Source organism: Nocardia brevicatena NBRC 12119 (assembly GCF_000308495.1).
In the GTDB taxonomy this organism is placed as follows: domain Bacteria; phylum Actinomycetota; class Actinomycetes; order Mycobacteriales; family Mycobacteriaceae; genus Nocardia; species Nocardia brevicatena.
This window is the reverse complement of sequence record NZ_BAFU01000092.1, coordinates 1-7732: the sequence shown is the minus strand read 5'-3', so window position 1 is coordinate 7732 and position 7732 is coordinate 1. Positions and strand designations below refer to the sequence as shown.

General features: G+C 65.7%; 9 protein-coding genes. 5 read left to right on the top strand and 4 right to left on the bottom strand.

Going from position 1 to position 7732, the window contains the following annotated elements; all coding sequences use genetic code 11:
* Positions 1-129 precede the first annotated feature (129 nt).
* Positions 130-924, bottom strand: a complete 795-nt coding sequence (locus tag ON20_RS25435; protein WP_040839402.1) for an acyl-CoA thioesterase domain-containing protein — start codon at positions 922-924, stop codon at positions 130-132.
* 386 nt (positions 925-1310) lie between these two features.
* Positions 1311-1712, bottom strand: a complete 402-nt coding sequence (locus ON20_RS25430) for a hypothetical protein (protein WP_157228985.1) — start codon at positions 1710-1712, stop codon at positions 1311-1313.
* A gap of 435 nt (positions 1713-2147) precedes the next feature.
* On the opposite strand from ON20_RS25430, the gene ON20_RS25425 reads away from it, so the two are divergent.
* The 3 genes from ON20_RS25425 (at position 2148) to ON20_RS39980 (ending at position 3857) form a co-directional block, all read left to right on the top strand.
* On the top strand, positions 2148-3071 hold the full coding sequence (locus tag ON20_RS25425) for a phosphotransferase (protein ID WP_051163311.1): 924 nt from the start codon (positions 2148-2150) through the stop codon (positions 3069-3071).
* A 355-nt stretch (positions 3072-3426) separates the two neighbouring features.
* Positions 3427-3723, top strand: a complete 297-nt coding sequence (locus ON20_RS39985) for a nitroreductase/quinone reductase family protein (RefSeq protein WP_281032903.1) — start codon at positions 3427-3429, stop codon at positions 3721-3723.
* The gene (locus ON20_RS39980) at positions 3720-3857 is read left to right on the top strand and encodes a nitroreductase/quinone reductase family protein (RefSeq protein WP_281032902.1); all 138 of its coding nucleotides are present in this window, start codon (positions 3720-3722) and stop codon (positions 3855-3857) included. The genes ON20_RS39985 and ON20_RS39980 overlap by 4 nt, the downstream gene beginning before the upstream one ends.
* Positions 3858-4242: 385 nt before the next feature.
* Here the strand turns inward: ON20_RS39980 and ON20_RS40330 are convergent, their stop codons facing one another.
* Positions 4243-4884, bottom strand: coding sequence for a VldE C-terminal domain-containing protein (locus ON20_RS40330; protein ID WP_040839397.1), 642 nt, complete (start codon positions 4882-4884; stop codon positions 4243-4245).
* A 725-nt stretch (positions 4885-5609) separates the two neighbouring features.
* On the bottom strand, positions 5610-5843 hold the full coding sequence (locus tag ON20_RS34835) for a hypothetical protein (protein WP_083865223.1): 234 nt from the start codon (positions 5841-5843) through the stop codon (positions 5610-5612).
* Positions 5844-5950: 107 nt separating this feature from the next.
* Between ON20_RS34835 and ON20_RS39975 the strand changes: the two genes are divergently transcribed.
* Complete coding sequence (locus ON20_RS39975) at positions 5951-6079, top strand: hypothetical protein (RefSeq protein ID WP_281032901.1); 129 nt, start codon at positions 5951-5953, stop codon at positions 6077-6079.
* A gap of 492 nt (positions 6080-6571) precedes the next feature.
* Positions 6572-7303 (top strand): alpha/beta hydrolase family protein, encoded by a 732-nt coding sequence (locus ON20_RS25405; protein ID WP_040839396.1) that lies wholly within the window; start codon positions 6572-6574, stop codon positions 7301-7303.
* The last annotated feature ends 429 nt before the right edge of the window (positions 7304-7732 follow it).

Here is a 7732-nt window from a genome sequence, read left to right as displayed (position 1 = left end):
TTAACGGTGCAATCCTCGCTGGTCAGCGATGCCTCGTGCCCGAGAATCGTTCAGAAACACCATATTGTTGAACATCGCTCGGGGCTTCGCGGGGCGGGCCGTTCCGGAAGGCCGTTACCGAGCGAGGCTTCAGGCGAGGGGGTTGGTCGAGAAGTCGATCTGGCGTCGGGCGTTGGCCAGTGTGGTGACCACGCAGGTGCCGACAGGGCCGGTGCGGTCGTAGAGGGTGGCAGTGCCGATGGAGATCCCGGCCGAGGCGATGGTGTTGTCGGCGCGCAGTCCGAGTTCGTAGCCGATCGGGAGCCGGGAAAGGGACACGGTGACATCGGCGTTGATGTAGCCGGCGCCCTCGGAGCCCCAGTGACACACATGATTGGTGGCATCGCTCATGATCGCGGCGCGCTGGAAAGGTGTGATCGGTTCGCCGGCGATCAGGGCCGGCAGGCTCTGCCAGGTGATCTTGCGGTCGGCGTTCTGGTTCGCACCGAAATCGGCGGTCCAGTCGCGGTCACCGCTTTTGAACAGTGGCGGGGATCCCTCCGGCGACATACAGCCCTCCGGGGGAACCGGCAGGTCCTCGGCCGGGCTCCATACCTTCCCCGGCGGTTCGGCGCCGGGAGCCAGGAATACGGCGGAGGCTCGGACTCGGTCTCGGCCGTTCTGTACCAGGGCGGTGTCGGCGACGGTGATCCGCGAGCCGCGGCGGACCATGGTGGTGCGCATGTCGAATGGCGCGTTGGCAACCGGTTGGTAGAGGTCCACGGTGAGCCGGGCCGGGACGAAGCCGTCGGGGCAGTGACCTTCCAACTCCCAGGCGAGCAGACCACACACTCCTGTTCCGCTCAGGTTCGCCGGCGCCCACGGGCTGGTCGCCAGTTTCTTTGCGACAAGCTGATTGCCTTGGCTGTCGAAGAAACTCACCATCTGTGGTCGGTCCCCCTTCGGGCTGCATATTCGAAAACCATGGAGCGGAACACGTTACAGCCGCCACCCTGACACCGCGCCCTCAGGACGGCCGACTGTCGGAAGACCTTCGCCGACAAGAAGTCCGGCAAGAACGGCGAGCGCGAGGAGCCGGCGGCGTGCCTGGACTACATGCGCGCAGGGGACACCCTGTGGTGGCATCCATCGCCCGGCCGCTCGGGGTCTCACGGAGCACACGCTGCACAAGTACCTGCCCGAACTCATGGACGGCGGTCGGGTAGCGCTCGAAGAATCACCTTGACGATGGACCATGGCCCGAGTGATGTCGGTATCGCCAACCGAACCCCGTTCCGGCATTTGCGAGAGCCGAAGCCCCTGACCGTCCCTTACAGGGACGAGCCGCTGGGCGGTTTGGGAGCGTTCGGGTCGAGGATCACGGCCTTGGAATACGTGATGTGGGTCGGTTCGGTCGGCATCACAGTGGGCGAAAGTGCGGTATCGCTGTCGACGACCAACGGTGGGCAGTCCGCCCCGGCGACGTGCACGGTCTCGTGTGGTCGGATGACCACGTTGAAGGGAGTTTCGAACTCCGAGGTCGTACCTATGACTCGGCAACGTTGCCACGACTCGACGAGATAGGTGTCATTCGTGTCGTTGCGGCAGGTGGTGTCGGAACACGAGATGCCGAGCGGGAAAGGTTGGGCATGAGCCCGCGGAGCCGGCCCGGCGACGGTAGCCGTGACCACCAAACCTGCCATGCCGGCAACAGTCAGAACGCGTTCGATCATGTTCACTGTTCTACTTCAATGTAGTCAGCGGTGACGAGGGGGCGCGGTAGCTTTGCGCAAAACCAACGGACATGGACGTATCCCCTGCTCAGAGAGGCGGAACCACCACAGATAACGGTGCCGCTTCGTGCGCGGCCCGACAGGTGTAGCCGCAGGCCGGCACTTTCTTGTCCCGGATACCGGCCGCTGCGAATCCGCGACACCCTGTTCTGATCTATTTCGTCGAACGAGAGGTCGGCGAGATCCGCCTGACGCCTCGATGAGCCGACCGCGGGTGGGCACCGGGCACCGCGAGGGCGGACCGGCAAGGATCGTCGCGTGACCAAGGGTCGCCGTAGTACCCGCCGACATCGGGCGGATATGTCCGACCAGCGCTCGACCGTATAGAGAAAACCCCATGCTTGTGTGTCCACGTGCTTCTTAGAATTCGCTCTTGTGCTCTCCCGTCCTTCCTTCATCAGCGACGAGGCGATCGTGCATGCGGTCGCTACGCACTGGTTGCCCGAGATTGCCGATATCAGCTATCTGCCGTGGGGGTTCGGCGCGCACCACTGGCGAGTGATCGGCGGGGACACCACTGTGTTCGTGACGTTGGACCAGCTGGAGCCCCGACACACCGCGACGTCGCTGGAGTCTGCCTACGCTGGGGCCGCCGCACTGGCCGCCTCCGGTTTGGACATGGTGTGTGCGCCGTTGCCCACCCATTCCGGGCGGTTCACCGTCGACGTCGGGTCCGGAGCGCTCAGCGTGACGCCGTGGTTACAGGGCCGGAGCCCGACCGTGGCGGAGGCCCGTGAGCCCCGGCATGTCCGGGAGGTTGTTCTCGCGCTGGCCGCGCTGCATCGCACTGCTCCTCCCGATGGCCTGCGGTCCTGGGCCCCGCAGGTCGGTCCTGGGTTCGCCGACGAGTTACGAGCTCGCACCGCCAAGCCCTGGACGAGCGGCCCGTTGGCCGAGCGGGCACGGCTCGCCCTTGCCGTACACGGCGATGCGATCGAGGACTGGACTGCCCGCTATCTGGAACTGGCGGGCATGGCATTCTCCCGGCGGGACTCATGGGTGCCGACACACGGTGAGCCGCACAACGACAACCAGGTCATGACCAACGACGGGTTGAGACTGGTCGACTGGGAGTCGCTGGCTCTCGCACCGCCCGAACGGGACTACGCAGATCTGCTCGCTACGGCAAACGGCCTGTTGCTCCCCGACCCCGCGATGGTGGAGCTGTTCGCGCTGGACTGGCGGCTTTCCGAGATTGCCGAGTACGCACGCTGGTTCACCACTCCGCACCTCGGCACCGAGGACGACCACACTGCGCTGGAAGGGTTGTACGAGGAATTGGCAGGGAGCGCGGAATAAGCCCGCGATCTCACATCACCAAGTGGTTGCGGCTTCGCGGTCCCACCGGGTCCCGCGCGCCGCCCGATTGTCGGCGAGTACTACAGGGACTCCTATGCGGCACGTGTGAACGGCAATTCGCTCCGCTGCGGTGTTCCGTAACGGCATCGAGTACCAGAGGAAGAGTTGTCCGGAGACGAGTGCGTATCGGGATCGGTCCGATTCCCATTCCGCCGGTCCGGGCTGTCGCGTTTATCCAATACTGCTGCTCGATCGGCCCGGTTGCCTCGGACCGTGTTCGGCCACCATCTGCATCCACCGCGATCCGTACCGGCCGAGCTCGCCGACCGACCGACCCTTGATACAGGAGACTCTGATGCCACCCACGTTGGCTCTGAAGGCAATGAACATCGCGCACCGTGGCCTGCTGCGGGCCGGCGGTGGGAAATTGGGCAACTCCTTCAGCGGCATGCCGTCGTTGGAACTGACCACGATCGGACGGAAGTCGGGACGTACCCACACGGTGATGCTCACCGCGCCGCTGATCGACGGGGACACGATCGTCGTCGTGGCATCCCGCGGTGGAGACCCGGTCCATCCGGCGTGGTATCTGAATCTGCGAGACCGGCCGGAGGTCGAAGTATCGTTGCGCAGTGCCCCCGCCGACCCATGATCGCCCGCGTCGCGACTGCGGAGGAACGCGCCGAGCTGTGGCCGAAGGTGATCACCAGATATGACGTCTACGCCGCCTATCAGCGGCGCACCACCCGCGAAATTCCGTTGGTCCTGCTGACCCCGAAGGACTGAACGGATCACTGGCGCGGACCGTTGCCGGTATCTCGGACGTGCGGGTGCCGGCATATCCGGCCACCGAGGGCGCGTTCCAGCGCGTTGGGGGTGGTGTTCCCTGCCGCCCATCCGGACGCGAATCGGACTGTGGCGCAGATCGTCCCGCGGATCGAGTACGCCGAGGTTGTCGGTGTGATGGCGGGCGCGTCAGCAGCATCGACGCCTCGATCGGCGCCATGGTCGCCTGCCCGATCGGCGCGGCTACTCTCGACAGCGTGGTCACCTTGGTGTCCGCGGCAGTGTTTACCATGCCAGGGATGGTCGGTGGCTGTGAGCTGCGCTCGACAGCGCAACGTTGCTCGCGAAGCCGGGGAATCCGCCGAGAATCGGCGGAGGCGTGCGATCAGCAGGCCACGTCCACATCGGCAGATGGGTCGAACGACACGTGCACGTGGTCGTAGTGATTGGCGGTCGGGCTCCCGCGGTCCTCCATGTACGACCAACCGCTGCCATCGTTGTACCGCTGCTGCCAGATCACGTAGGTCACACCGAAACGTTGTCGATGAGCCAGCACGAAATCGGCGATCGCGTCGCCGCGCGCGGAATCGGGGGTCATGAAATCCAGCGCCAGGCCGGCGCCGTGGTCGCCGTCGCCCCGGCCGATGGCGCCGCCGATGTCGGCTACCCCGAATGTCTTGTCGACCAGGTTGCCCACTTGCGCCACGTGCGGCTGCGCGCCGGCGAGTTTCGTCGAACACGGGATCGGGGGAGGGGGTGGGGGCGCGTGCTGTTGTGCGTACTTGGCCGACGGTTGCGGTCGATCAACCGCGGCCGCTGGTGTCGGGGGCCGAGTCGTCGACGGCGTAGTTGTCGGGGTGGTGCCGACAGCGGGGGCCGACGGCGAATCGACCGCTGCGGCGGGTTGAGCAGTCGTGCCTGGTTGGAGCATTACCCACAGCGTGATCACGACAGTGGCCGCGATCCCACATCCGGCCAGGGGGGTGAACACCCGGGCTCGAGTTGGTTTGCGGTGTTGACCAGGCATGATGTCGATAATCCGTTACACTCCGAAACAAGATCACCGTTACATTACGAAATTGTCGCGAAAATGTCACGCCGTGGTGGTGGCGTACTTGGGTCACTGACGACCTGACCGGCGACCGGTCGAGAACGCCCGGCCCGCGAGTGCCGACACCTCCGGCCGAGGAGCCTCGCACCGAGTACGAGCCGTCCGTCGCCGGCCCGGCGACGACCTCCGACGAGGTCGCCGCACTCGGTACGGAGCTGCCGTAGCCGAGCCTGCAGGCCGACTTCACGGGCCCGTGACACCCGCGGGGCAGACCTTCGTAGCGGAATCGCTCGACAAGCCTACGGATACACCGAGCACAGCGCCGTGCTCGAGCTGAGGATCCGAACACCTGGTACAAGGCGCCGAGGACATGATTACGCGCGGCGGTCACCTCGTGTACGGAGCCGGGCTCGACATCAGCGGCCCGCAGCGGAAAACCATCCGGCGCCGAGAGCGCTCGGACGTTGCCGCCATGCTCATGAGCTTTCGTCGAGTACCACGGGTCGTTCTGCGTGCCTTTCACGCTGGTGGTCTTCTCGTCGCAGCGATCAGCGGAAAAGATCTTCCCGTCGAGGGGCACATACGCCGGCCCTTCGGTTTTGGCCCGCGCCAGAGCGTCGTGCAGATCCGGCGCCCGGACTGCGAGCGCAGCGATGACTTCGTCGAGGTAGCGGTATCCCGTGGCGCGGGAAATCCCGTGGTCACGCAGCGACGTCGACACCGTGGCGGAACCAGCGCAAGCCCAGCATCGCCTGGCGGAAGCAGGCCGACGCCCTACTGTTTTTGCGGGTACCGCGTCGGCGGCATTCGGCATGCAACAGTCGGCTGACGTGGTGGGCGAGTTCGCGTGGCACGTCGAGCATGGCCCGATAGGCGATCGCGTGGAGTCCTACGGTGAAGGCGATCTTTGGCCAGAGCTCTTCTATCAGGGGCACCTGCTGGTCAGGATAATGGTGTCTTCAATGCGAAGGGTCAGGTGCGCGTCGACCAGCTCACCGCGAGCAGGCATTCCCACTGACGAACCGGGCATACCGTCGATGACGTGGAGATCCTCGATGTCATGGTCGCGTTCGCCAAAACTGGCCGCATCGGCCGGTTACGAACAGGATTGCAAGGCGCCGCACTGGAAGAGGCGCTGAACGAGGTCGGCGTTGATTTCGACGCCCCATAGCTCCTCGTCTCCACCTCGGAGCCCAAAGCGTCGAGGCCTTCACCGACGTCGTCGGCTACGGGGAGCGCTACTTCATGTACTTCGAGGAAATCACAATAGCCCTCGATCTGCACCGCGCCGTCTGGGGTGTGGTGCTCGATCCCTCGGTGGAGATTCGGCACCGCGAGAGTGGCAGCACCCGGCACGCTCCGTTCCGGAAGGTCCATAATCACCATAGCAGCACGCTGCGCTTCTACGTCGATTACAACTGGCGCAGCCTGTGGATCGTGTTCACCCCGCTGGTAGCGGCCGGGTGGCATCCGACTACGGAACCTCCGCAAAAACTTGTTGGCGGACCACGGCGACCACTGCTACTTTTCCGGAGACCGTGCCAGAGAAGGAGGAGGTGGTACCCGTGAACGCAGTATCGACATGGGTGCTCCCTCCGGGGTCACGGTCGGACGATAGGTCGTCCGGGAGCGCCGCTAGAGAGCACTCCCGAAAGGCACGACAATGCAATTCACTTCCGAACAGCGCCTCGACGACGGCGTTCTCGAACGCGAATTCATCCTCGGCGAGATCCCCGGCATCCTGTGGACGCCCGGATCCGCATCCGCACCGGCGCCGCTGATCCTGGTCGGCCACCCCGGCGGACTGCACATGATGTACCCCCGACTGGTGGCTCGGGCATGGCACGCCGCGGCGGAAGGCTACGCCGCGGCCACCATCGAGCTCCCCGGCAGCGGTGACCGGCCCCGTTCCGCCGCCGCCGAGCAGGCCCGCGCCGACCTGCGCCGGGCACTGGAGGCCGGTGAGCCGGTCGACGACGAGATCGTCGACCGGCTCGTCGGCCCACTGGTCGAAAAAGCGGTCCCGGAATGGCGGGCCGCCCTGGATGCCCTCCTTTCACTGCCCGAGATCGGCGGCCCGGTCGGGTACTCGGGCGGGGTGATCGCCCTCGGCATCCGGCTGGCGGTGGTCGAGCCGCGCATCTCGGCCGCCCTTCTGTTCGCCGGGAGTTTCGTGCCCCGCACCATGCTCGAGGAGGCCCGGCAGATCACCATTCCGCTGCAGGTCCTGCTGCAGTGGGACGACGAAGGAAACGACCGGCAACTGGCCCTGGACCTGTTCGACGCCTTCGGCTCCACGGAGAAGACGCTGCACGCCAATATGGGCGGGCACACCGGTGTCCCGCAGTTCGAGGGGGACGACGCGAACCGGTTCTTCGCCCGGCACCTGAAGTGAGGCCGGCCCATCGGGCCGGCAGCAGACGATAGGAGCCCTCGGCCAGAATGCCGCTCCTCGAGGACAGGCCCCGGCCCTCCTCGATAGCGGTGGCCGGCAGGTGCACAACCGCCCCGATCGCGGCGGTACGGCCGGCGACGGTACCGGCCGGTCGGGGCGGCGCGTCTCAGGACTGACGTCGGTGAAGATCCCGCCGGTGATGACGTCATGACGTCCAACGGTCGGCGGCCACGGCAGTCAATGCACTATGCCGCGTTTCGGCCGAATTCCGCCGCACCATCGTTTGCTACTCGCTAGATGGGCCGAACCCGGCGGATCCGGTTCTCGGGATCGTCGAGGAACAAATCGCTGCGGTCGATGGCGAAGTCGCCATTGGGCATCGGCTGCTCCTGGCCGTAGTACCGGCCGATCACCGTGTCCGGCAGGTAG